Source organism: Cupriavidus sp. HY129 (assembly GCF_059492215.1).
The window spans coordinates 93,189-115,141 of record NZ_CP083256.1 but is presented as its reverse complement, the minus strand read 5'-3'; the positions used below and the strand labels follow the sequence as shown (position 1 = coordinate 115,141).

Annotated in this window: 22 protein-coding genes; 14 read left to right on the top strand and 8 right to left on the bottom strand. The window is 60.5% G+C overall.

Annotation, left to right across the window (positions count from 1 at the left end):
- Positions 1-239 precede the first annotated feature (239 nt).
- The 5 genes from K6G35_RS29440 (at position 240) to K6G35_RS29420 (ending at position 6,882) form a co-directional block, all read left to right on the top strand.
- Positions 240-524 (top strand): hypothetical protein, encoded by a 285-nt coding sequence (locus K6G35_RS29440; protein ID WP_011239962.1) that lies wholly within the window; start codon positions 240-242, stop codon positions 522-524.
- Positions 525-631: 107 nt separating this feature from the next.
- Positions 632-2,401, top strand: a complete 1,770-nt coding sequence (locus tag K6G35_RS29435; RefSeq protein ID WP_029310261.1) for a phosphoadenosine phosphosulfate reductase domain-containing protein — start codon at positions 632-634, stop codon at positions 2,399-2,401.
- A 136-nt stretch (positions 2,402-2,537) separates the two neighbouring features.
- Positions 2,538-2,909 (top strand): hypothetical protein, encoded by a 372-nt coding sequence (locus tag K6G35_RS29430; protein WP_017510401.1) that lies wholly within the window; start codon positions 2,538-2,540, stop codon positions 2,907-2,909.
- 390 nt (positions 2,910-3,299) lie between these two features.
- On the top strand, positions 3,300-3,731 hold the full coding sequence (locus K6G35_RS29425) for a DUF3304 domain-containing protein (protein WP_029310259.1): 432 nt from the start codon (positions 3,300-3,302) through the stop codon (positions 3,729-3,731).
- Positions 3,732-3,942: 211 nt separating this feature from the next.
- The gene (locus K6G35_RS29420) at positions 3,943-6,882 is read left to right on the top strand and encodes a Tn3 family transposase (protein ID WP_011239964.1); all 2,940 of its coding nucleotides are present in this window, start codon (positions 3,943-3,945) and stop codon (positions 6,880-6,882) included.
- 90 nt (positions 6,883-6,972) lie between these two features.
- Here the strand turns inward: K6G35_RS29420 and cnrT are convergent, their stop codons facing one another.
- The 7 genes from cnrT to cnrY all read right to left on the bottom strand — a co-directional run bounded on the left by cnrT (position 6,973) and on the right by cnrY (position 15,116).
- Positions 6,973-8,028, bottom strand: coding sequence for a nickel diffusion facilitator CnrT (gene cnrT / locus K6G35_RS29415; RefSeq protein ID WP_011239965.1), 1,056 nt, complete (start codon positions 8,026-8,028; stop codon positions 6,973-6,975).
- Positions 8,029-8,073: 45 nt separating this feature from the next.
- Complete coding sequence (gene cnrA, locus K6G35_RS29410) at positions 8,074-11,304, bottom strand: nickel efflux RND transporter permease subunit CnrA (RefSeq protein ID WP_011239966.1); 3,231 nt, start codon at positions 11,302-11,304, stop codon at positions 8,074-8,076.
- Complete coding sequence (gene cnrB, locus K6G35_RS29405) at positions 11,301-12,488, bottom strand: nickel efflux RND transporter periplasmic adaptor subunit CnrB (RefSeq protein ID WP_011239967.1); 1,188 nt, start codon at positions 12,486-12,488, stop codon at positions 11,301-11,303. Before cnrB ends, cnrA begins: the two co-directional genes overlap by 4 nt.
- Positions 12,485-13,741 carry a nickel efflux RND transporter outer membrane subunit CnrC gene (gene cnrC / locus K6G35_RS29400; protein WP_011239968.1) on the bottom strand — a complete coding sequence of 419 codons (1,257 nt, stop codon included), beginning with the start codon at positions 13,739-13,741 and terminating at the stop codon, positions 12,485-12,487. The genes cnrB and cnrC overlap by 4 nt, the downstream gene beginning before the upstream one ends.
- A gap of 72 nt (positions 13,742-13,813) precedes the next feature.
- Positions 13,814-14,389, bottom strand: coding sequence for a nickel resistance ECF sigma factor CnrH (gene cnrH / locus K6G35_RS29395; RefSeq protein WP_011239969.1), 576 nt, complete (start codon positions 14,387-14,389; stop codon positions 13,814-13,816).
- The gene (gene cnrX / locus K6G35_RS29390) at positions 14,386-14,832 is read right to left on the bottom strand and encodes a periplasmic nickel sensor CnrX (RefSeq protein ID WP_011239970.1); all 447 of its coding nucleotides are present in this window, start codon (positions 14,830-14,832) and stop codon (positions 14,386-14,388) included. The genes cnrH and cnrX overlap by 4 nt, the downstream gene beginning before the upstream one ends.
- A complete protein-coding gene (cnrY, locus tag K6G35_RS29385) occupies positions 14,829-15,116 on the bottom strand; it encodes a cobalt/nickel resistance anti-sigma factor CnrY (protein ID WP_011239971.1) in 288 nt (95 codons plus the stop codon). Before cnrY ends, cnrX begins: the two co-directional genes overlap by 4 nt.
- 238 nt (positions 15,117-15,354) lie before the next feature.
- Here cnrY and K6G35_RS29380 point away from each other — a divergent pair, with 238 nt between their 5' ends.
- A complete protein-coding gene (locus K6G35_RS29380; protein WP_349677146.1) occupies positions 15,355-15,522 on the top strand; it encodes a YHYH domain-containing protein in 168 nt (55 codons plus the stop codon).
- 108 nt (positions 15,523-15,630) lie between these two features.
- Here the strand turns inward: K6G35_RS29380 and K6G35_RS29375 are convergent, their stop codons facing one another.
- Entirely contained in the window at positions 15,631-15,999 is a 369-nt protein-coding gene (locus K6G35_RS29375) for a COG4315 family predicted lipoprotein (RefSeq protein ID WP_029310258.1), read from the bottom strand.
- A 280-nt stretch (positions 16,000-16,279) separates the two neighbouring features.
- Between K6G35_RS29375 and K6G35_RS29370 the strand changes: the two genes are divergently transcribed.
- From K6G35_RS29370 to K6G35_RS29335, 8 genes are read left to right on the top strand one after another with little or no spacing between them, the layout of a single operon-like run.
- A complete protein-coding gene (locus tag K6G35_RS29370) occupies positions 16,280-17,254 on the top strand; it encodes a chromate resistance protein ChrB domain-containing protein (RefSeq protein ID WP_011514878.1) in 975 nt (324 codons plus the stop codon).
- Positions 17,255-17,296: 42 nt separating this feature from the next.
- Complete coding sequence (locus K6G35_RS29365; protein ID WP_011514877.1) at positions 17,297-18,502, top strand: chromate transporter; 1,206 nt, start codon at positions 17,297-17,299, stop codon at positions 18,500-18,502.
- Positions 18,503-18,521: 19 nt separating this feature from the next.
- Positions 18,522-19,115 carry a superoxide dismutase gene (locus K6G35_RS29360; RefSeq protein WP_011239974.1) on the top strand — a complete coding sequence of 198 codons (594 nt, stop codon included), beginning with the start codon at positions 18,522-18,524 and terminating at the stop codon, positions 19,113-19,115.
- Positions 19,116-19,132: 17 nt separating this feature from the next.
- Positions 19,133-19,474, top strand: a complete 342-nt coding sequence (gene chrE / locus K6G35_RS29355; RefSeq protein ID WP_011239975.1) for a rhodanese family chromate resistance protein ChrE — start codon at positions 19,133-19,135, stop codon at positions 19,472-19,474.
- Positions 19,471-19,893, top strand: coding sequence for a chromate resistance protein ChrB domain-containing protein (locus tag K6G35_RS29350; protein WP_017510988.1), 423 nt, complete (start codon positions 19,471-19,473; stop codon positions 19,891-19,893). The genes chrE and K6G35_RS29350 overlap by 4 nt, the downstream gene beginning before the upstream one ends.
- A gap of 58 nt (positions 19,894-19,951) precedes the next feature.
- Positions 19,952-20,311: a hypothetical protein gene (locus K6G35_RS29345; protein WP_029306714.1), complete on the top strand. Its 360-nt coding sequence runs from the start codon at positions 19,952-19,954 to the stop codon at positions 20,309-20,311.
- A 19-nt stretch (positions 20,312-20,330) separates the two neighbouring features.
- Positions 20,331-20,639, top strand: coding sequence for a hypothetical protein (locus K6G35_RS29340; RefSeq protein WP_029306715.1), 309 nt, complete (start codon positions 20,331-20,333; stop codon positions 20,637-20,639).
- A gap of 22 nt (positions 20,640-20,661) precedes the next feature.
- Positions 20,662-21,903, top strand: a complete 1,242-nt coding sequence (locus K6G35_RS29335; protein WP_029306716.1) for an MFS transporter — start codon at positions 20,662-20,664, stop codon at positions 21,901-21,903.
- The last annotated feature ends 50 nt before the right edge of the window (positions 21,904-21,953 follow it).

Genomic DNA, 21,953 nt, shown 5'->3' with positions numbered 1-21,953 from the left:
TCTTTTGTCTCCAATGGCCATCGAATGTCATGAAGATATTTTTGCCCAACTCCGAGCCGATGGCATCGAGAGCTACTGCCAACAGATTTGTGGCGGCGGCAATTGCGGCACTGGACCCGTTTGCCAGTACGGCATCGACGCCGAAACCGAAATGCCGGTCGGATTTTATCCCCTTCCGAAGGGCTGCCTTTGAGCTCTCCTGATCCGTTAATCACACAGGCGTAGCCCTGTTACTAGTCATGTCAAAAGTGTTCGTCACGGCCGAAGTGGCCGAAAAGTTGTTGCCAAGGCGCCGCAAGGTCCACACATTCATCCGTATATTCGGATGGCAGGGGGCCGATGTGGATCGCGAGAAACTTCTCGAGGTGTTCCACGCTGCGAAAAGCGTGGAGGTGTCGCAGGACGCCGCGTGCTTTGACCACTATCTTGCCGTCAAGATCGACGGCATGGTGACGTACGTCGAGACCAATTTGAAGGCGCTCGCGAAATTCGGTTTGCTGCCCCCTAACCGCAAGCTGGTTTGAGCGAAGTCGCTCCAGCACGTCTCATAACGCCTGCGTCATCGCAGGCTTCTTTCCTTCCAACCCAACGGGACCAGCGCCCGTTGGGCGTTGGTCCATTCAGGACCATCATGGAAACCATTTCATTATTTCCCCAAGGCGCTTTCGAGCCGATCGAGAAGAAGATCGACAACGCCCTCGCGATAATCACCGCTCTGTTGCACGCACGGCATCCCATTGTCGTTGCGTTCAGCGGCGGCAAAGATAGCAGTGTCGTAGCGGCATTGGTGTTGCACGCTGCGATGCTTTATCGCGCGGCAGGTGGCACGCCGATCATTGTTGCGACGACGGGCGACACCCTCGTGGAATCGCCAGAGGTCTCGCATCATTACCGGGCGGAGTTGCGCCGGATGCATCAGTACGGCAGGGATCACGACTTCAAGGTTATCGTCAAGGTGGTTCAACCGTCCATGGCCGCAACCTTTCAGTTGAAAGTGTTATCCGGCCGGGCCTTGCCAAGCTTTCCTGGGACGCACGGCGATTGCAGTACCGACCTGAAGATCAGTCCGCAGCGGGCGTTCCGACGAAAGCTATTCCGAGACCTTGCGGCGAAAGGTCTACCACCTCCGGTAACTTGCCTAGGAACGCGGTATGACGAGAGCGCCAGGCGGGCGGCGGCGATGCGTTCTCGAGGGGAGTCGGATCATGCGGCCATGCAGAACAAGGATGGCGACTGGGTTGTCAGCCCGATCGCACGGTGGTCCGACGACGATGTCTGGGAGGCGGTCGCCCTCTATGGGTCCGGTGCTTTGCCGGGCTTTTCGGATTTCGAAGAGATGCGCCGGATTTATGCGCATTCGGTTGGCACCAGCTGCGCCGTAGTGGCCGACGCGATCCTCGATGGAGCGGCAAGAAAGCAGGGCAGGTGCGGCGCCCGTCTCGGATGTCACGTGTGCCAAATGGCGGAGGACAAGAGCCTCGCCAACATGATCGCATTCGACGAACGCTATGCCTATGCTCGTGGCCTGCATCGGCTCAACTGCTTCATTCGAGCTACGCGCCATGACTGGGAGCGTCGACACTGGATTGGCCGGACAATTCGAGGCGGCTATATCAAAATCCAGCCTGACACGTATCATCCGGCGATGCTGCGGCAGTTGACTCGTTTCATGCTGCAGCTGGACTTCGATGAAGAGCGACGAGCGGCAGCTGCGGGTGACGCGCCGAAGTTCCGGCTGCTGCCAGTCGACCTGATGATAGCCGTTGATGCGATGCAGTCTCTGAACGGCGTGGCAAGGCCCTTTGCGGCTTGGGCCGATCTGCGCGACATTCGTGCGCGAGGGATACGATACGACATTCCGGATGTGCCTGAAGTCGCGCCGACGCCTATTCCGACCGCGCGATTTCTTCACGTAGGGGACGGTTGGGATGAGTCGGCCCCGTGCGCGGATTGGACTGGTCTGCGTGACCCGATGCGAGAATCTCTCACCGAGGGGAGTTGCTGTGCGCCAGCGATCGTCACGACGTCCGACGGTCGTGCGGTACTGGATCTCCCCACAGAGCAGCAATTCGATGTCGATGCCGAATCGGCTGCATTCATTGTTGACTTCGAAGTCGAGCGCCTGCTGGCGATGCATGACGCGGGCAACCGACCTGGGTCTATCACGGCGGGGTACCGCTGGTACCTGCATTTTGGATGTCTCACGCTATCGCATTCGCAGAAGGTAGAGCACGATGACATTGCGAGGCGCACCGCCTTCAAGGACCGACTGGGATTGACGGACGCTTATGATGTCCGAGACGTACTGGCCCGCTCTGTGCCCCCCGAGGCACTGCCGGGCAGGGCGCGCGAAGCGTGGGGAAACCACGCGATCAAGCAGGCCCAGTTGGCCCTGTGTTGATGTAAGAGAAGCCCCGACTCATCGAGAGTCGGGGCTCTTTTTTTTTGTTGACGTATCGTGCAAAGAGCGTTGTTTTTCTCAGTTGCACAGCCACCACGGATCTCGGCACAATTACGTTACTCACCCCAAACAGCTTATGCATATTCCCGAGGTACTTTCCGTGGAGACGCAGGTCTTGCGCGTGGCGGTCTCCACGCCGGTAGCTGTCGGCTGCCTGCTTGCATGGGTGCTTTTTCGATATGTACGGTTGCGCCGGCTGCGAAGACTACAGGCGGAAAGGAACGAGCGGGAGAGGAAAGTCTTGGCGGTGCTGCTCGACCCTCTGCGTCTGGTCTCGCTGACCCTGGGAGAGGCAGTCGATTTGCTGGGAGACCGCTATCAGTTTTGGATGCTCGACTACGGGCGCTGTGAGGCCCGATGGCAGATTGGCAGGATAGAGGTGTGCGCAGGATTCGACTACCAAGGTGGGCCCATCACCGACATGCAAGTAAACATGCTGCCGAGATAGTCCAGGGAAACCAGGACGAGGCGTGCCGATCATACCGGCTCTTTCGAGATCGATCTTAGGTAGACGTCAATGAGACATGGGAGCAGCGGTATTGGGCGGTTTGTGTCGTGGGAGCAGACGCTGGTCGACGTACTGATACTCGTCGGCATCGTGATCGCCTTGTTCGCGCTTGTGTGGTTGATCGACTACGGCTGGGGGATCTCCTCCCGGTTCGTCAAGAGCTTTTCGGCTTGGAGGAAAGGCCGTGCAATTCGACGAAGGAAAAGCCGGCAAGCGAGAGAGGAGCGGGCGCGTAAGCGCTGGCATCAGTAGCGCCCAGGTTAGGGTCATGTGCTATGCGTTGGCGGACGCGGCCGCTGTGCGCGTCGAATAGATAGGAATTAACGGCCTATGAAGTCGCCACGAGTTAACGGATTTGCAAATTTCCTCGGAGCCGTGCTGTTTGGGCTTCTGGTGTTGGCGATATCGCCTGGCGCCGCGGCGGGCACGGTTTCGGGCGTTGATGACCGGATGCCTCCGATTACCCCCCACAATCGCCTGCCGGCCAACATGAGCGGGCTGACCATCGTCGGCTACAACTACACGGATACTTACATCGGCAGTTTTACCGTCAACGGGGCCGGCGGCGGCAACATCGAGGTTTCGTCAAAGACTTCTGGCGGTGGCGGTGGCGTGTGCTGTGCCGCCATCCCAGCCGGCGCTGCACTACCGATTACGATCGATATCGCTTGGAAACGGGATGGGCGCGTGCCTTGGTGCAGGCAGAGCGCCGTTCTAGATGGCCCGGTGCCCGCCGATCCGCAGTATCTGGGGTGCCCTTGATTGTGCTGCAGTTTGCCGGGATAGCGACCCCAAGCACTCATGCGGGTTTCCGGGCAGAGACGAACACGATAGTCATGTAAATCAATGAGTTGCTGACTCATGATTTTCAGTTTCGCAAGTGGCTTGAGAGCCTCTTAGTCGGCGTCTCGTTGCGTCTCGGTCTTCTTGCCGCTAATCTCGGCGGTCCGTCTACTGCTTGGGAGCAAGCGCGATGGATCACTGGCAACTGGCGTATCTCGGCATGCGGCAGATGCCGCGCGAGCTCAGCGAGTTCGAGCTTGCGACATTCTTCACCTTCTCCCCCAAAGAGCGCGCGCTGATCGACGCGCGGCGCAGTCACCTGTATCGGCTGGCCTGTGCCGTCCATATCGGTTTTGTCCGTATGACGGGGCGCACCCTTGACGCCTCCAAGCAGGTGCCGAAATTTCTCTGGGCTTATGTGGGCGCCCAACTCGGCATCGCTCCGCCGGATATGGGCACACTGAGCGCCCTGTATGACGGACGCACCGACACACTGGTAGACCATCAGATGCTCGCCTATCAGGCGCTTGGTTTCAGCCCGATGGCAGAGCATCAGCGCCGCTACGTGACGCGTTGGCTCAAGGAGCGATTGGCTGGACAACCCAATCGCAGTGACATGCTGCACGAGCTGAAGCGGTGGCTGTACGAGCATCGTGTTCTGATTCCGCATGATCGTGCGCTGAAACGCCTCATCAGCCAGGCAGTGGAGATCTCCGAGGCTTCATTGACCGACGCGTTAGTGCTCGCCTATGGGGAAGCATCGCTTGATGCGTGGGGCGCCTTGCTACCTCGCCCGGAAGGCAATCAATCGAGTCTGCAGCAATGGCTGTGGGCTGTTCCCTTGCGAAGCTCCACGCATCAAATGGGGGAGCTGTTTGACAAGATCGAGCGGCTGTACAAGTTGGGCATCCAACATCGCTGGCCGGCGGTCTGCAACGAGGCGGTGGTGCGGCACTACGCGAGACGTTGCGCGAATCGACCGCCCTCGGTCAGCAAACGCGTGGTGCAACAATCCCGCCGCCTGGAGTCCGCTTGCTTTTTGCGCTATGCCTTGTGTGCTGCCACGGACCAGATGTCGTCCATGCTGCGCCACTGGATTCGCAAATCCGTCAACGATGCCGGACGACTCATTGACGCTGGCCGACCGGATCCAGACACTAAGCTGCGAGAATTTGCTTCTGCCGTCAAAGGGCTCATCGCTGACGACACGCTCACGCGTGAAGCGCTCTGCCAACATTTGGATGCGTTGGCGGACGCCGCAACCAGCCAGCAGCACCTGCGAACCCGTGCCGGCATGATTCGCGAGCAACTCTTGTCGAGGCATCGGGTTGCCAGAGCCATGTTGGCCAGGATAGTCCGACTTCCATTCGCCACGCAGTCCGCCCATCCCGCGATAGAGGCAATGGAGGTTTTGCGCAATCTCTATGCACGAAGGGCCGACTGGCTACCAAATCGGGGGACTGTGCGTTTCGGGCGAGCCTGGCAGCCAATACTGGAGGGGCAGGACCGTAGGCGAGCGCTGGCCGCCTTCGAATGGGGAACGCTGTTTGCGCTGCGCGTGGCGCTACGTAATGGCTCGGTATTCCTGGATCACAGCTTCGCCTTCCGCAGCCAGGCCACCATGCTGATATCCGGCCAGGATTGGCAGGCGCGGCGCAACCACTTCTATGGCCATCTCAAACTGCCGCAGGACGCCAACGCATTTTTGGAACCTGTTGTCGCGCATCTGGACGCGGGGCTAGCCCGACTGCGCGATGCGGCCGCGCGGGGCGAACTGAAGATCGATAGTGCCATCCATTTAGAACCGCTCAAGGCGAACCGGCCCGAGACTTCGGTTGACGCCCTGCGGCGTGCACTGTTTGACCGGCATCCAGAAGGACAATTACCCGAGATCCTTCTGGAAATCGATAGCCACACTCATTTCAGTTGGATGCTGCTGGGCAGAGAGCCTTATTCCCGCAGTGAGTTGCTCATGGTCTACGCCGCAGTGCTCGCGCACGGAACGTCGATGTCTGCGGCAGATCTCTCCCGCATGGTGCCGGAACTCTCATCAAGCGCGATTCGCCAGATGATGCAACGTATCGCGGACGAACGGAAGCTGCGAAAATCCGCTGATGCAGTGCTTGTCTTCATGCATCAGCATCCCATCGCCACGCATTGGGGTCGCGCCGACTTGGCCTCATCGGACATGATGTCGCTCGAGACGACGCGCTCGGTCTGGCAAGCGCGGACTGACCCGCGTCGACGTACCGCGTCGATTGGGATGTACACCCATGTCCGCGATCGATGGGGCATCTTCTACGACCAGCCGATCCTCTTGAATGAGAGACAAGCGGGTGCCGCCATCGAGGGCGTGATTCGTCAGAATGGCGGGGAAGACGTCACGCAACTCGCCGTCGATACCCACGGCTACACCGACTTCGCCATGAGTCTGTCACGGTTGCTGGGCTTCGATCTCTGCCCGCGGCTCTCCCATCTGCGTGATCGCCGGTTGCATGTCCCCAAAGGCTATGCGGTTCCGTCAGAACTGGCCGCGGTCGCGGACGCGGATGTTCGGCTGGTGTTGATCGAAATTGCCTGGGATGAACTGGTCCGGATCGCGGCGTCGGTCCAGACCGGCCAATGCACGGCGGTGCAGGCATTGACACGTTTCGGCGCGGCGGCACGGGGCCAACACGTCTATGAGGCAGGCGTGCATCTGGGAAGGCTATTCCGTACGATCTTCCTCGTCGACTATTTCACCAACTCCGCGTTCCGCCAAGAGATGCAGCATGCCCTGAATCGCGGTGAAGCTGTGCATACCGTGCAGCGGGCCATCCATTACGGAAAAATTCCCTTGGAGTTGGCTCGACACGATGCGTCCCTGGCAGCGGTCTCGTCCTCGTTGACGCTGCTGACCAATGCCGTGATGGCTTGGAACACACTGCACATGCAGCACGCCCTGGAGGCGATAGAAGCTCTCGGCGGCGAATCCATGCGTGCCGAGGACCTACGGCAGATCGCACCGACTCGGCTGGAAGGCATCAACTTACGCGGTACTTTCGATTTCCCGATTGCGCGCTACGCGCATCGACTACTTCCGAGTGCCACGACCGCGCAGACGTTAGCGACGACATGGCGTACCGGATGACCCAACGAGCCTATTCGGCTGAGTCGTCGGGATGTCGAGAGCCTCTTACCTATAGAGGCCTTTGCCAGGCAGAACCGAGGCAAAGCAACTCTAGTGAGAATGGCGATGATGCACGTCCGGGTAGTGTGGATGCTTGTGCACCATCACCTCGTGCCGATGCCAATGCCTGTGGGGTTCCTTCCCATCCCATGGGAAGTCATGCTCATGCTGATGGTGTTCGTCGTGCCGATGCGAGTGGCTATGCTCCAGTGGCTCATGGGTATGCTCATGCTCGTGCCTCTCTCGCAGATGTAACCACACACCCAAGGCCATCAAAGCCAAAGCCGCCCAGAATGCGAAGCCTGGCACCTCAGGCCAGATCGCAAACGCAAGCAGGACGCCAAATAATGGGGCGACAGAGAAATATGCCCCGGTTCGCGCAGTGCCCAACAGCCGCAGCGCCACCACAAACAAGGCGAGGCTTACACCGTATCCGGCGAATCCGATGATCAGCGCTGCCGCCGCAGTACTGACCGATGGAAACACCGCCCCATGCGTCAAGGCGAGGGTGGTGTTGCATAGCCCAGCGACAAGCCCCTTCAGGCAGGCGACGAGCAGCGCGTCATTGCTGGAGACCTTGCGGGTCAGGTTGTTATCTACGGCCCAGCACAGGCAGGCACCCACGATAAGCAGCGCACCGGTTGACATCTGCAGGCTGCCCGGCTGCCAAGACAGCAGAAGGCCACCGGCCACGATCGCGATCATCCCCAGGACAATCTGGCGGTCAGCATTCTCCTTGAACACCACCCAGGCGATGACGGCCGTGAACACACCCTCCACGTTCAGCAGCAGGGATGCCGAAGCGGCATTGGTTGAGACGAGCCCGGTCATCAGCAACGCTGGCCCCGCTACGCCGCCAGCGAGGATGGCGCCGATCAGCCACGGCACTTCCCCTCGCGGAATACCCACGTCATCATTTCCTGGGTCAGGCGTGATCCAGGCTCTTCGGATTGCGAGCACAAGCGCCAGTCCGATGCCACTGCCAAGATAGAGCAAGCCCGCCAACAGGAGTGGGGCAACGGAACCGGTTAGCGCCTTGGCCAGCGGCGTGCTAGCTCCGAAAAGCAGAGCGGCCAGTAATGCCGGAGATGCGGTACGAATAGACATGGGAAATCAAGGATCAAGGCGCAGTGGGAGCGTGGACTCGCAAACTCATGCTTCCAGCGCTGCTTGCGCTTCCGGTCGGCCAGCGGTCCGGCGCTTCAGTACTATGCCGCAAAGGGCCGGCAGTACAAACAGTGTCAGCACAGTTGCGGTGACGAGTCCACCGATGACGACCGTAGCTAGTGGTTTCTGGACTTCGGCACCTGTACCTGTAGCAATCGCCATCGGCACGAAGCCCAGAGAGGCCACCAGAGCCGTCATCAGTACCGGGCGCACGCGTTCCATCGCACCTTCAATCACCGCAGCGTCAGGCGCCATCCCATCGTCCAGGCGTTTTCGGATAGCGGAAATCAGCACCAGTCCGTTCAGCACCGCCACACCGGATACCGCAATGAAGCCAACTGCCGCCGAAATAGAGAACGGAATCCCGCGCAGTAGCAGCGCAAACACGCCCCCCGCAAGTGCCAGCGGCACGGCGGTCAGCACGGTCGCCGTCAGCGCCGCGCTGCCGATCGCCATGTACAGCGTCGCCGCAATCAAAATAAAGCACAGCGGGACAATGATGGCCAGGCGCTTCGTAGCCGCCTGAAGATTCTGAAATTGGCCACCCCATTCGATGTACATACCCGGCGGCAACTTCACTTCCTTGGCGATCCGCGCCGCGGCATCGTCCACAAAACTGCCCAGGTCACGGCCGCCGACATTGGCCTCCACGTAGACGCGCCGCTTTCCGTTGTCGCGGCTTACTTCGTTGAGCCCCTGCGTGAACCGGAACTGTACCAGTTGGCGCAAAGGCACCGAGGCGCGGGCCTGGCCTTCCGATAGCGGCAACATGACGGGAAGCGCGCCGAGGACGTCGAGGTTTTCCCGCTGCTCACCGGGCAAGCGGATCACAATATCGAAGCGGCGGTCACCATCGAAAATCTGCCCGGCAGGTCGGCCCGCCATGGCGGTGGAAATAGTATCGGCGACTTCCTTGACCGTGAGTCCATATCGGGCGATTGCGGCGCGGTCGAACACGATGTCAAAGGTCGGAAAGCCGCTAGTCAAAGGCACACGGACGTCCGTCGCTCCCGGCGTCTTCTTCAAGACTGCGGCAATGCGTTGCGCTGTGGCCGCCAACTCGTCGAGATTCTCTCCGTACACCTTTACGGCCACGTCGCTTCGGACCCCACCGATCAGCTCGTTAAAGCGCATCTCGATCGGTTGCGTCACGTCGTAGTTGTTGCCGACCATCGGTGCTGTCTTCTCGCGGATACGCTCAATCACCTGTTCCTTGGTCGTCACGCCCTCCGGCCATTCGCTTTTCGGTTTCAGAATGATGTAGTTATCCGATGCATTGGGCGGCATGGGGTCGGCGGCGAGGCTGGCCGTACCCGCCTTCGAATACACAGTCTGCACTTCCGGCAGCGACAAGACGGCGCGTTCGAGCGGCAGGTCTATGGCAACCGACTGGTCAATCGACGTAGACGGAATCCGAACCGACGACAGGTTCAGGTTCAACTCATCCAGCGTGGGCATAAACTCGCGACCAACAAATGTGAACGCCACTGTAGCCACAGCGACTGTCGCGATGCCTGCGCCGATGAAGGGCATTGGGCGTGCCACGGCATGCTCCAGCCATGGCCGGTAACTTTCTTTGGTCGCCACGATGACGCGCACTTCTGTCTCTGCAACCTTTTTCCGGAGCATCACGGCGACCATGGCCGGCACGAAGGTGAGCGACAGCACGAAGGCAGAGGCAAGCGCCAGCATCAGCGTGATTACCATCGGGGAGAACATCTTGCCTTCCACGCCCTGGAATGTCAGACATGGCAGGAAGACCATGAAGATCACAAGCTGGCCGTAGACCGTCGGACGCACCATTTCACGTGACGATTGGACAACTTCCTGCAAACGCTCATCGAGCGTCAGCAGGCGCCCTTCGCGGTGCTGGCGCTCGGCCAGCCGCCTGAGGGAGTTCTCGACGATGATGACCGCGCCGTCAATGATCAGGCCGAAGTCGAGCGCACCCAGGCTCATCAGGTTGCCCGAGATGTGGAACTGATTCATGCCGATTGCGCTGACCAGCAGGGACAACGGAATGACTAGCGCGGCAATGGTGGCGGCACGCCAGTTACCCAGCAGCGCGAACAGAATCGCCACCACGAGCAGCGCGCCTTCGATCAGGTTTTTTGCCACCGTTTCGATGGTTGCAATCACCAGTTGCGAACGATTCAGCGTCGGGACAATCACCACGCCTGGTGGCAGCGTCTTCGAGATCTGTTCGAGCTTGTCACCCACGGCTTGCGCCACCGTCCGGCTGTTGGCACCGACCAGCATCAGCGCACTGCCCACCACCGTTTCATTGCCATTCCGGCTGGCGGCGCCTGATCGCAATTCACCACCAATCTTGACGCGCGCTACCTGCCCGACTGTGATCGGGACATTTTGCCGCTGCGCAATCACGGCACGGGATATCTCGTCCGCAGATTTGATACGCGCGTCGGCGCGGACCAGATACGACTCGCCTGAGCGCCGAATAAAGTTCGCGCCGACAGAAAGGTTGGTATCTTCGAGCGCCCGGGCTAGGTCCGCGTAGGAAACTCCGTATGCTGCCATCTTCCCCGTGTCCGGCTCCACCACAAATTGCTTGACATAGCCCCCTAGGGAATCGACATCGGCGACACCAGGCGTGGTGCGCAATTGCGGGCGGATGATCCAGTCTTGCACCGTACGCAAATAGGCCAGTCGTGACACACGATCGTCCAACCTCTCGCCACGCTCGGTGAGAAAGCTGCCGTCGCTCTGCCATCCGGGCTCGCCGTCCTTGATGGAGGCCCCTGTGCCGTCCGGATACTGGTATTCCACGCTGTAGTGGAACACTTCCCCCAGCCCCGTCGAAACAGGCCCCATCTGTGGCTCGACGTTTTCTGGCAGATTCGGCCGCGCCTGTGCCAGTCGTTCTGACACCTGCTGGCGCATGAAGTACAGGTTGGCACTCTCCTTGAAGATCACCGTCACCTGGCTGAAGCCGTTGCGCGACATCGATCGCGTGCTTTCCACCCCGTTCAGACCAGCAATCGCCGTCTCGATTGGATACGTGACACGCTTTTCTACCTCCACGGGGCTCATCGTTGGCACCACGGAGTTGATCTGGACCTGCTTGTTGGTAATGTCCGGTGTGACGTCGATGGGGAGCAGGTTGAGCTGCCAGGCCCCAATTACGGCGACAACTGCTGTCAGAAACAGGACCAGCCAGCGATAGCGGACTGAGCCGCTGAGAATGCTCTCGATCATTCCTCGTCCCCGCCGCCTTTGTTCATCTCGGCCTTAACCAGGAAGGCATTACGGGTGGCCACCTGTTCTCCAGCCTGCACGCCTGACAGAATCTGTGCCGAGCCGCCGCTGCGGGTGCCGACGAGGACGGGCATAGGGCGGAAGCCTTCCTGCGTGCGGACGAATAGGACGTCACGGCCGTCGAGGTTCTGCACCGCGTCTTCCGGCACGGACAGGGCGGCGGCATCAGCCACCGCTGTACGCAGACGCACCTGCACACCCTCGCCAACGACAAGTCGATCTGTAGGCTGTGCTGGTACCACCACCACGGTTGCAACGCGAGCGCTGCCCGTCACGGTTGGCGTCACCGCCTGCACGCGCGCTGACAATGGCGATCCATTGGCCAACAGAATGGTGGCTTCGCTCCCAGCGACGATGCGACTGGTATCTGCAGCCGTCACGGCGGCTTCTACCTGTACGGCGCCAGTTCCGGCTACCCGAAAGAGTTCGGCTTGTGGCGCCACAAATGCACCCAGGGTGACGGACTGGGCGGTGATCTTTCCTGCAATCGGGCTGACCACGGCGACCGAGCGCCCGTCGGACGCAAGGTGAGCGGACTGGGCCACCGTAGCAGCGCGCAGCGCCTCGGCTTGCGCAACATCCAGAGCAGCCTTTGCCGCCTCCATTTCCTGGCGCGGTGTCACGCCTTGCTGAAACAGGCTCGCCTCGCGCTCGTAGGTCTTGCGCGCGAGATCGGCCTTGGCCTGGGCCACTTTCCGCTCCGCTGCCATGCCGGCGGCCTCGGGGCTATCGACCAGGGCGAGTACATCGCCAGCCTTCACGACGTCGCCAAGCCGGCGCTGGACGCGTTGTACGGCGCCGGCCGCACGCGATACGATCACGGCTTCGCTACCGGGCAGCGCAGCAACCGTGGCGGGCGCAAGTATTTCCGTTCCGACGGCGGCGCTCGCCACAGGTTCTACGGCAATGTTTGCGGCGGCAAGATAGGTTGCTGGGATCTTAACCTCCTTCAGACCGGGCTTTACTGGGGCGGATTGTGGCTTCTGTGCTTCCGGGGCCTGTGTAGATGCGGGGGACTTCTCCGACACTGGGAGATGCGCCGCGCCAAAACCTACTGCCGCTGCGACGGCGGCGACCCCTGCGATCATCGGCCAGTTGACCGACCGGCGCTCGTTCTTCATCATCGTGATTCCTCAAAGGCTAGGCGGCCGTCCGCCTGTGCCAGCGCCGCCAGGGCGCGCACGCGCGCCAGGCGCGCATCGATCGTCAGTTGCCGGGCGTCGACGAGCGCTCGCCGCACCGCTAGCAATTCCATCAGTGGCGTCTTGCCGGATTCATAGCCAATGCGCCCCATGCGATAGGCTTCTGCCGCCGCCTGCTCTCCTTCGCTGGCAGCAGCGAGCTGCTTGTCGGCGGTCGCTACCTGGGATATGGCCGATTGGCGCGCCACGTTGGCCTCGAGCCGGACGCTGTCAAGCCGCGCTTGGGCGGCTGCAACCCGCTCAACCGCGGCATTGATGCCGTTCCGGTTCTGATCGAACAATGGAATGGAGGCCGTGACCCCAACCACATAGCCACTGGAATTGGTCCAGCCATAGCGGCGGACGCCCGCACTGACGCCAACATCAGGAATCCAGCGCTTCCTCTCGACGTCAACTTGAGCATCCAGCGCATTGCGTTCCGCTTCGGCGGCCCGCACTGACGGAGACTCGGCGAGTGCTGCCGGGGCATTCGGGACGACGGCCTGGGTCGTCAGCAAGGAACTCGTGACGGCCGTATAGGGTTCGGAGGCGCCGGACATCGCGGACAATCTCGCCAGAGCCTGGGTGGCATCGTTGGTGGCTGCCGCCTCCGCGGCCTGCGCCGCCGCCACACTGGCCTTGGCCTGCGCGCTGCGCAAGCTGGCTTCTTTCCCGGAATCGACCAACGCACGCGCGGCCGCCAACTCTTCATTGGCACGCGCCAGGTTTTCCGTGGCCAGTATCTTGCGTCCGAGCGCCGCTTCAGCCGTTGCATAGGCTACTGCAAGTTCGGCGGCGTAGGCTACCTGTGCCTGACGCTCCCGTGCTTGCGCCGCAGCGAAGTTGCGTTCGCCAACTTCGATCCGTGCGCCGCGCTTACCTCCTAGCTCGAAAGGCTGCGTGATCGAATAGGTATTCTGGCGCTGACTCAGCCCATCACTACTGGGAGCGCCAAGGTTTTCAAGCACCGTATCGATTCGCGGATTCAGCCAGGCTTGGGCCTGAGCAGCATCGGCGCCAGCCGCACGAACATTGGCGGCCTGCGCGACCATCGCCGGAGCGAGTGCAAGCGATTGCTGCAACAGGTTCGGAAAAGGAGGCGCCTCGGCAGCGTGGCTCAACGCAACGGGCAGCAGCCATATTGCGGAGCCGACGAAGCGAGGTCGACAAAGGAACGAGGAGATCACCTGTTTCATCAAGAGGTCAGCGGTGGAGGCTATCCCTCTCTATACGGACCAGGTCGATGCTTCCCCTCGGTGAATCCAAACTTATTTTTCCGAGTCAGCATCCAGCAGGGCGGAAAGCTTGGCCCGTGCCCGCCCGATGCGCCCTTCGACAGCCTTCACACTCAGCCCAAGCACGGCAGCCGCTTCTGGCTGAGACATCCCGACAATGGCCGTCAGGACTATGACTTCTCGCGAACCCGTGTCCAGCTTGCCCAAGGTGCTAGCCACGCGGGCCAACTCCAGCCGGGCGGCAACCTGTTGCTCCGGGCCCGGCTCGTCGTTGGCCACGCCGCCCGCAAGCTCCAGGTCGCCGAGGTTTTCGGCACCGAAAAGGAACTGCCTGACGCGCCGAAAGCGATACAAGTCCCGCATCTTGTTCAGCCCAATGCGGAAGAGCCAGGCGCGAAATGGCCTGTCGGGATCGAAGTCATCCAGGGCGTGCCAGGCGGCAACAAAGGTGTCCTGGACGACGTCGTCCACATCGGTTTCAGGGATGCCGAAGCTGCGCGCGGCCTGAGCCAGCGCCACGCCATGTCGCGCCACAAGTTGGCCGAATGCACGCTGGTTGCCGGAAGCGGCCTGTGCGGCAAGGATCCTGTCAGCGTCTTCCGGATTCACTGCGAGCCGCGGCGTAGTGCATCGATAAGAACGCGATCGTAAGCAGGTCGATGTTCCGGCTTCAGGCCCGCACGCATTTCAAACACGTGAACCAAGGTCGCTCGCTGGAGATCGCCGGCGGCCCGCTCTACTTCCTGGGTTGCTGCTTCCACCTCCGGTGACCAGGCGGGATTCTTGGCGATGGCGTCGGCAAGCTTGCCATTTGCAGCCCGCAGGCGTGTTTCGATCTCGCGCCGACGCTGCGCAAAGGCATCTTCTTTCAACTCAAGAATCTCGCGCTCGTTGGCATCTAGTGGAACAGCTTCGTGCAGGATTTCATGCAAGTCACCATGTCCGGCTTCATTCCGATGCGAGTAATACAGCCATGCCGCCGCGACGGACACGCCAAGTAGTGCGCCAAACAGCGTAGACAAGGAAAGCCGTCGGGTACGAGATTTCATCATTTACCGATGAGGAGTCCAAAGGGAGAGGCGGCGGACGGCGTCGCCACCCACGTCGGGGCAGGCTTTTCCAACATGATGGTCGCCACGCGATTGATTGCCGCAAACGCGACCAAGGCTGCAAATGCGGCGCAGCAGATGGCACGCCACGCGTCGCGGCGCGCGACGAGGACTCTTTGGGCCGGCTCTGCACTGATGCACTCCTGAATGCTGGTCACATCGACCCCAATGGACGCCTCTTGCGTCACTTTTCTCGCGTGCGTCAGCCACTCTTCCACGTCTGCCATGGCAAACCTCCATCCAGATCCATTGCCTCTTATACGGCTGCGCGAAGGACTCCCCCTTGAACCTCGGGTAGAAAATTGCAGAAATTCGCGACTCAGGGGCTGAAGGAGACTTCAGCCTCGCGGCACGTCTTGCCGCCGAGATTCTCGGGCGTTGGCGCTGTGACACGGCCGCAACAGGCCCTCCCGTGGCGGGGAAGGCCTAATCACCGCTCTGATGATAGTTTGAGCGTGCGGCAAATTGAGACCGCAAACCAATATTCCAGGGAGACTGACTTTGAAACGGATTGCCATCATTCTCACCGCCGTTCTGGCTTGCGCATCGGGCAGTGTATGGGCGCACAGCGGCGGAACTGACAGTCAAGGCTGTCATATGGACCACAAGACCGGCATTCGTCACTGCCACTAAAGCAAAGCCAGGCATTACCTGGCGGCCGCCAACGTCGCGGCCGCCAGGGTTCTGACCGCAGTCAATGCACGAGGGTCTCCCGCCCGAACTCTCATTTCGACCAAGCGTTCATCGCACAGGCACGCTGTGCCAAACCTCATTCAGACCATCCCCTGAACGGTCGCCTGGCTTCTTGTCCATCAGGCCGCGATACAACGGCTTTCCTTGATAAGCCCATTGCGATTTACCACCGCGGCCGGGGACTAGCGTGAGCATCCCAACCGGTTTGTCGTCGGAAGCGGCGAGTGCAGGTGGAAAATTCCGCTCGCAGTTCCCCTCGCAGGATTTGGCATCGGGGCTGCTCTTTCCAGCGAAGACGTACAACGTCATTCCCTGTTCGTCGACCAGAATGCCTTCGCTTGCGTGCGGGGCGGCGGCAACAGCAGAAGGAACGGCGAGATATCCCATCACAATCAATGCGATCGAGAGTCCTTTCATAAGGCACCTCCTAAATAGACCCAACTCGGCAACAAGAACGATGGCCCGGATGTAGAGGGCTCTGTCGTATGCGCAGGGGGCGATGAATTCTTGTAACTCCATAGGGGCTGGCCATACATCCGCCATCGTCCTACAGACTGCTCGCGAGTTAAGGAGCGAGCACCATGGAGGTAAAAGTGCTCATACGGCACTTTATTGCAATCTCCAAGGCGCCGAACGTTGATTTTGTAGAGATCTCTACAACATTGAAGTAGCGCATACAGCCCGCTAAGCTGTCTGCATGAACGCTCTCCCATCCTCTCCCGAGACTGCCTGGCTACTGCTCGTCGTTAGCTTGCCAACATCCGCCTCCACTGCGCGCATGCGATTCTGGCGCGGGATCAAGGCGCTTGGCGCCACAGCACTGCGGGACGGGGCCTATCTACTCCCCAATCTGCCAGGACTGCGGGCACCTTTGCAGACACTGGCAACCGATGCGGCCAGTGAGGATGGCAAGGTCTGGATGCTGTCCGTACAGGCCGCTGACGACCAGCAGGAGGCGGAGTATCGCGCGTTGTTCGACCGGTCCACCGAATATGCCGAATGGATGGTCGAACTCTCCAGCGCCCGCTCAACATTGTCCGATTCGGACGAGGCGGAGCTGCTGCGCGTGGCACGCCGGCACGGTCGAGGGATCGACGCTATCCGCAAGGTCGATTTTTTCCCTAACGAGGCGTCCGCCCGTGCCGAATTGCAGTGGCGCGACTTCAATGCAGCGATCGACATCTTGCTTTCGCCCGGCGAGCCGCACGGAGTAGCCGGCAACATTCCGCGACGTGACCCGACCCAGTATCAGGGGCGCCAGTGGGCGACCCGCCAGCATCTATGGGTAGACCGTGTCGCCTGCGCTTGGTTGATCCGGCGCTTTATCGATCCCCATGCCACTTTTCTCTGGCTCGAAGATGTCCGTCAGTGCCCTGACGACGCACTTGGATTCGACTTCGATGGCGCGACGTTCACACACATTGGCGACCGCGTTTCGTTTGAGGTGCTGCTCGCCAGCTTCGGACTAGACGAAGACAAAGGGCTCGCCCGCCTCGGCCAGATGATCCATGTTCTGGATGTCGGCGGCACACCGGTTGCCGAAGCCAGTGGCTTTGAGGCAGTGCTGGCAGGCGCCCGGGAACGCCTCCCTAACGACGACGCACTGCTGGATGAAGTCGGCTATGTCCTCGACTCGCTGTACACGCATTTCTCAAGCCCGCGCAAACGCTAGTCGTTGCCAATCAACAAAGAAGCAAACTATTCAACAGACACGATGAACTCGCCCCAACCACCCGATACCACTGCAGCCGGTTCGGTACATACCGCGCCCACTTATACGCTACGCCAACTGGTGATGTACTTCCTGCGGCTTGGCACCCTCGGCTTTGGCGGTCCCGTGGCGCTAGCCGGCTACATGCACCGCGACCTCGTCGAGGCAAAGCAGTGGATCACCGATGCCGACTACAAGGAAGGCCTTGCCCTGGCCCAGCTCGCGCCGGGACCGCTTGCCGCTCAACTGGCCATTTACCTGGGATACGTCCACTACCGCATCGTAGGCGCAACGCTCGTCGGCGTGGCCTTTGTACTGCCGTCGTTTCTCATGGTGTTGGCACTCGGGTGGGCATATGTGCGCTTCGGCGGCCTGACCTGGATGCAGTCGGTATTCTATGGCGTAGGCGCAGCAGTGATTGGCATCATCGCAATCAGCGCGTACAAGCTGACCAAAAAGAGCGTCGGCAACGACAAGTTGCTCTGGTTTATCTATCTGGTGCTCGTGGCCGTCACGGTCATTACAGAATCGGAAGTGGCGTGGCTGTTCCTTGCCGCGGGCGTCCTGGTCTGGTTCTGGCGCGCCCCGCCGAAGTGGCTGCGCCAAGGCAAGATGAATGCGTTCGCTGCGACCCCACTGCCGGCGGCAAGCGGCATGATGAGTACGTTGGATTGGCCGCTTCTTTCCCAGATTGGCGTGTTCTTTGCCAAGGCGGGAGCCTTCGTTTTCGGGTCGGGACTTGCCATCGTGCCGTTCCTGTACGGTGGTGTGGTGACGGAGTACCACTGGCTGAACGACAAGCAGTTTGTCGATGCCGTCGCAGTCGCCATGATCACACCCGGCCCGGTGGTCATCACCGTTGGCTTCATTGGCTACCTCGTCGCCGGCCTGCCTGGCGCCTGCGTGGCTGCGGCCGCAACGTTTCTACCGTGCTACCTGTTCACCGTCCTACCCGCCCCATATTTCAAGAAATACGGAAAACTACCTGCGATCCTCGCCTTTGTGGACGGTGTCACCGCGGCGGCCATCGGCGCCATTACTGGCGCGGTGATCGTGTTGGCGAAGCGGTCGATCGTTGATATCCCGACAGCGTTGCTGGCGCTTGTCACCGTCGCATTGCTTCTGAAGTTCAAGAAGCTGTCCGAGCCCATGATCGTTGCCGGGGCGGCCTTGATTGGTCTGGTCGCCTATCCGTTGTTGCATCACTGAGATGCCACAGGAGACTCTTATGCTCTACGAAATGAAGCCGCTAGGTTGTGAACCTGCGAAGCTGACTGGCCTCTCCGAGAAGCTGATCTTCAGCCACTATGAGAACAATTATGGCGGCGCGGTCAAGCGACTGAATGCCATTACGGCCACGCTCGCAGAGCTGGATATGGCAACCGCTCCCGTGTTCACGCTCAACGGACTGAAGCGCGAAGAACTCATCGCGACGAATTCCATGATTCTGCATGAGGTGTACTTCGACAGCCTGGGTGACGGCGGTTCGCTGGACGGTGCTTTAAAGACGGCGATCGAACGTGATTTCGGCTCGGTCGAACGCTGGCAGGCCGAATTCACCGCGATGGGCAAGGCGCTCGGCGGCGGATCGGGCTGGGTACTGCTTACTTACTCGCCGCGTGACGGGCGGCTGGTCAACCAGTGGGCATCTGACCACGCCCATACGTTGGCTGGGGGTACACCGGTCCTGGCGCTCGATATGTATGAGCACTCCTACCACATGGACTACGGCGCAAAGGCGGCAGCTTATGTGGACGCGTTCATGCAGAACATCCACTGGCAACGGGCGGCCACTCGCTTCGCGGCTGCCGTGCGGGACTAACCGAAGCAGGCACACCTATGCCTAACGCCACATCTTCCTTGGAACTCGCGGCTGCCTTGCACGGATTAAACGCCCCGCAGTTGATCGACGTCCGGCGTAAGCCTGCGTTCGATGCGAGTGAACAAATGATTGCGGGGGCTGCCTGGCGCAATCCGGACGAACTTGGCAACTGGATCGCCACGCTTGATGCGAATCGCCCGGTTACCGTCTATTGCGTCCACGGCCACCAGGTCAGCCAGGACTGCGCAGCGCTACTCGAGGCCGTTGGCTTCGACGCGACGTATCTGGTTGGTGGATTCGAAGACTGGATCGCAGGTAATCACCCGACGATTCGGAAACCATTACGGATAGAGCCATGAAATGGATCACACGTGAACGGCCAAAGATCGATCGTATTGCCTGCCCATGGCTGATCGCCCGATTTGTCGATGACGCGCCCGACTTCCTGTATGTACCGTCGGGCGACGTGGTTCGCATCGCCAACGAAACCGGCGCGATCCCCTACGACATCCCAGGTGTTGAGCTCACGCACGTCGGTGAGCTGTGCAGCTTCGACGCGTTTCTGGAGAAGTACAAGTTAGGCGAGAATCCGGCCCTTCAGCAACTAGCCAGCATTGTTCGCGGTGCGGATACCTCGCGGCTCGACCTCACGCCGCAGTCAAGCGGGCTCTACGCCATTTCACTAGGGCTTTCTCATGTCTTCACGAATGACCACGAGATGCTTGCGCAAGGCATGGTGATGTACGACGCATTGTACGCATGGTGTCAAAGCTGTTAGGCGGAAACCCATCAATGGCCACCACAGGTCTCCACCTGACTTCCCTTGGGACGTTCAAATGAAACGAATACTGACTGCGGTATGTGCAGGAATCGCTATCACCAGTTCAGCGACCGCAGCAACGGCGCAAGACGTATTTCGACACCTGAAGGCATCGGAGATCAAACGGACAATCAGCGGGAAGGTGATCACTGACGGCCCCCACTGGGCCGACAAATTCGCATCGGACGGTACCGTCGAATCCATCATGCAAGGCCAGGTGCAGAAGGGGCGCTGGAGTGTACGCGGCAGCAATCTTTGCCTGGCCTATCCCAGCGCAAAGGCCGAGGAGTGTTTCGAGGTGTGGCGGTACGGCCAAATGATTGAGTATCGCCGCGATGGCGTCCTCGTGGCGCAAGGGAAGTTGGTGATTCAGTGAAGAAAGGAGGGAGCCTGCGATGTCTTCTCGTCTTCGCAAGTTCGCAACGGCTGCACTGGCTGGTGCACTAGCCCTGGCCACGACGGGCTGCGACAGGCACCCATTCGGCGAGCGCAGTCACCAGGTGGTCGCCATCGCTCAGGTTCCCGCACCAGTCAGATCAACGATTGACCAGCAGGCGAGGGGCCGCGCCGTCGGCGACATCAAAAAGCAGGTAGTGGATGGCAGGACTAGATACGAGGTCACTTTCGGGTCCGGCGCTGACAAGACAACAATATTGATCGGCGAGGATGGCAGACAACTCGCAGACGACGATGACGAGGACTGACTCCGCACCAGGCGAGGCTGGCATGTCGGCACGCGCAACCTTCCGTACGAAACTCGCCAGTCTTGTGCTTCCGCCTGGAATCGACGCAAGCGTGAAGCCGCTTCTCGTCGGCCGTGCGTTGCGTGGATTGTGCGACGGGTATGTCGCGGTACTCCTGCCAGCGTATCTGCTGGGGCTTGGCTTCGGCCAGTTTTCTGTCGGACTGATCAGCAGCGGGACGCTGATTGGCTCCGCGCTCGGAACCATTCTCGTCGGACTCGTTGGGAGCCGCTTTTCACAACGCCGTCTGCTGATGCTTGCTGCGGTGCTGATGGCGGCTACAGGGCTGGGCTTTGCAGTCCTGACATCACTCTGGCCACTGTTGATCGTAGCCTTTGTCGGTACGCTGAACCCGAGCTCTGGCGATGTCAGCGTGTTCCTGCCGCTGGAGCAAGCCCGTCTTGCAGACGCCACGACACCTGAGGCGCGGACAGCGCTGTTCGCTCGGTACAGCCTTGTGGGGGCATTCTCCGCCGCCATCGGCGCGTTAGCTGCTGCCTTGCCGGCATGGATCTCCGCTCACGCCGACGTGTCATTTCTGGCTGCAATGCGGTGGATGTTTGTCATTTACGCCTTGACCGGCATCGCCTTATGGGCGCTCTATGCCCGTCTTCCCAAGCCTCATCCGCAGTCAGCCGCGCCGACGACCCCCTTGGGGCCATCTCGTCATGTCGTTATCAGGCTGGCGATGCTGTTCAGCATCGATGCGTTTGCTGGCGGTCTGGTAGTCAATGCCCTGCTGTCGCTTTGGCTGATGCAGCGCTTCGGAATGTCTCCGGGAGCAGCGGGTCAGTTCTTTTTCTGGGCGGGATTGCTGACAACGGCCTCCCAGCTCGCGGCGGTGCCGTTGGCGCGGAAGATCGGGTTGCTAAACACCATGGTGTTCACTCACATCCGTTCGAGCGCCTTTCTGATCGCTGCCGCCTTCGCGCCATCCTTGGCATTGACTTTGCTGCTGTTGCTTGCGCGCAGTGCGCTGTCGCAAATGGATGTGCCGACTAGAACGGCGTTCGTGATGGCCGTGGTGACGCCCGCTGAGCGTACGGCGGCGGCAAGTCTGACTGCTGTGCCGAGGAGCCTGGCCGCTGCGGTCAGCCCGGTACTTGCAGGGGGGCTAATGGCCATGGGCTGGATTGGCGCACCGCTGTTGGCCTACGGTGTGCTGAAAATCGGCTATGACCTCGCCATTCTGACCGCCTTCAGACGGATCAAACCGCTCAACTGATCGAGATTCGGCGTGTAGCCGACCTGGCGCCTTTCAGGCGCGAAACTGGA

Coding starts and splice junctions, on each gene's coding strand:
- K6G35_RS29440 (WP_011239962.1), top strand. CDS start 240: ATGTCAAAAGTGTTCGTCACGGCCGAAGTGGCCGAAAAGTTGTTGCCA.
- K6G35_RS29435 (WP_029310261.1), top strand. CDS start 632: ATGGAAACCATTTCATTATTTCCCCAAGGCGCTTTCGAGCCGATCGAG.
- K6G35_RS29430 (WP_017510401.1), top strand. CDS start 2,538: ATGCATATTCCCGAGGTACTTTCCGTGGAGACGCAGGTCTTGCGCGTG.
- K6G35_RS29425 (WP_029310259.1), top strand. CDS start 3,300: ATGAAGTCGCCACGAGTTAACGGATTTGCAAATTTCCTCGGAGCCGTG.
- K6G35_RS29420 (WP_011239964.1), top strand. CDS start 3,943: ATGGATCACTGGCAACTGGCGTATCTCGGCATGCGGCAGATGCCGCGC.
- cnrT (WP_011239965.1), bottom strand. CDS start 8,028: ATGTCTATTCGTACCGCATCTCCGGCATTACTGGCCGCTCTGCTTTTC.
- cnrA (WP_011239966.1), bottom strand. CDS start 11,304: ATGATCGAGAGCATTCTCAGCGGCTCAGTCCGCTATCGCTGGCTGGTC.
- cnrB (WP_011239967.1), bottom strand. CDS start 12,488: ATGATGAAGAACGAGCGCCGGTCGGTCAACTGGCCGATGATCGCAGGG.
- cnrC (WP_011239968.1), bottom strand. CDS start 13,741: ATGAAACAGGTGATCTCCTCGTTCCTTTGTCGACCTCGCTTCGTCGGC.
- cnrX (WP_011239970.1), bottom strand. CDS start 14,832: ATGATGAAATCTCGTACCCGACGGCTTTCCTTGTCTACGCTGTTTGGC.
- cnrY (WP_011239971.1), bottom strand. CDS start 15,116: ATGGCAGACGTGGAAGAGTGGCTGACGCACGCGAGAAAAGTGACGCAA.
- K6G35_RS29375 (WP_029310258.1), bottom strand. CDS start 15,999: ATGAAAGGACTCTCGATCGCATTGATTGTGATGGGATATCTCGCCGTT.
- K6G35_RS29370 (WP_011514878.1), top strand. CDS start 16,280: ATGAACGCTCTCCCATCCTCTCCCGAGACTGCCTGGCTACTGCTCGTC.
- K6G35_RS29365 (WP_011514877.1), top strand. CDS start 17,297: ATGAACTCGCCCCAACCACCCGATACCACTGCAGCCGGTTCGGTACAT.
- K6G35_RS29360 (WP_011239974.1), top strand. CDS start 18,522: ATGCTCTACGAAATGAAGCCGCTAGGTTGTGAACCTGCGAAGCTGACT.
- chrE (WP_011239975.1), top strand. CDS start 19,133: ATGCCTAACGCCACATCTTCCTTGGAACTCGCGGCTGCCTTGCACGGA.
- K6G35_RS29350 (WP_017510988.1), top strand. CDS start 19,471: ATGAAATGGATCACACGTGAACGGCCAAAGATCGATCGTATTGCCTGC.
- K6G35_RS29345 (WP_029306714.1), top strand. CDS start 19,952: ATGAAACGAATACTGACTGCGGTATGTGCAGGAATCGCTATCACCAGT.
- K6G35_RS29340 (WP_029306715.1), top strand. CDS start 20,331: ATGTCTTCTCGTCTTCGCAAGTTCGCAACGGCTGCACTGGCTGGTGCA.
- K6G35_RS29335 (WP_029306716.1), top strand. CDS start 20,662: ATGTCGGCACGCGCAACCTTCCGTACGAAACTCGCCAGTCTTGTGCTT.